1 protein-coding gene and 1 tRNA gene are annotated in these 1,252 nt (G+C 34.7%); both read right to left on the reverse strand.

All coding sequences use genetic code 11. From position 1 onward, the window contains the following. Positions 1-163: 163 nt before the first annotated feature. Positions 164-1,003: a metal ABC transporter solute-binding protein, Zn/Mn family gene (locus FC57_RS10350; RefSeq protein WP_148449508.1), complete on the reverse strand. Its 840-nt coding sequence runs from the start codon at positions 1,001-1,003 to the stop codon at positions 164-166. A gap of 124 nt (positions 1,004-1,127) precedes the next feature. Beyond that, a tRNA-Ser gene (locus tag FC57_RS10355) sits at positions 1,128-1,218 on the reverse strand. Positions 1,219-1,252: the final 34 nt, after the last annotated feature.

The following is a 1,252-nucleotide window of genomic DNA, read 5'->3' on the forward strand; positions in this document are numbered from 1 at the left end:
CTTAACCACTTGACCAACGGGTCATATCTCTTAATCAAGAGCACTTTATTATAATAACTAATTAAGTTTTAAAAGTCAAGAACTTTTTTAAAGCTTAGCTATCTCAGTGATCTCTCAATCACAACGTTTATAATAATACTAAATATATCAGTATTATGCAAGCTTATTTTGAAGAAATTTCAAATAATTTTTGATAATTGCTCTTCATCCAGAGATAATAACTTATTCCATTGGGCATTGTTTCCCTTACATTAAGTACAGGAATATGGTGTTGCTTCGCTAACCTAACCATACCATTAACTGTACTGCTTGAAGCTTGGACATTGTTCACAAAGAACGAAATTCTTCTTTGTTTAAGAGTATTTTGCATCTTATGAACAACTTGTGCACTAGGATCAGTTTCATTTTCTACAGCTTCTTCAAAGGCAGGATTACCAATCTTAAAGTGACAACGATTAAGTGCATAGTCAAAAACAGGCTCACTGACATAAACAGGCTTTACTTTGCTACCGTTAGTCTTAGAAGCAATCTTTTTAATATTATCAATCTTTTGAAGGTATACCCTAGCATTTTGCTTGAAGTAATTAGCATGGCGAGGATCAATCATACTTGCTCTTTTTACGATGTAGTCAGCATATTTTTGCGGCATATCAAGATTGTACCAAATATGGGGGTTATCTCCTTGTTTGAGCCCCATTAATTGTTCTCCAACTCTAGTTGCATGAATATCGTTTGCATCGGCTAACTTCATCATCCAATCATCGTAACCCAAGCCATTAGCAATTACTATATTCGCACCAGCTACTTCTTTAGCTGAATTGGTCGTTGGTTCAAAATCATGAGGATCAGTATCACCATTAGTAATAATTGCCTGAACATGACCGTGTTTGCCTACTATATTTTTAGCAATATTTGCGTAAATATTAGTTGAAGTAACTATATCCACTTTATGATTTTGTGTATTTGTTTCTTTTTTAGTAGAACATGCTGAAAGTACAAGCATTAATATGGATAATAAAAGTATTGTAATTATTCTCTTTTGCTTCACAGTTAGTCCTCCTTATTGGTTTAATTATAACAAAAAACCGCGTTAGACTTTCATCTAATGCGGTTCTCTTTATCTATTACGGAGTGTGAGGGATTTGAACCCTCGATACAGGTATAAGCCCGTATACATGATTTCCAATCATGCTCCTTAAGCCACTCGGACAACACTCCATACAAAAGTACTCCGGCTGTCAGACTCGAACTG

The organism is Lactobacillus ultunensis DSM 16047 (assembly GCF_001436305.1).
Lineage (GTDB): Bacteria > Bacillota > Bacilli > Lactobacillales > Lactobacillaceae > Lactobacillus > Lactobacillus ultunensis.

Bases quoted from the DNA above. Each gene is read 5' to 3' on its own strand.
- FC57_RS10350 (WP_148449508.1), bottom strand. From the start codon at position 1,003: ATGCTTGTACTTTCAGCATGTTCTACTAAAAAAGAAACAAATACACAA.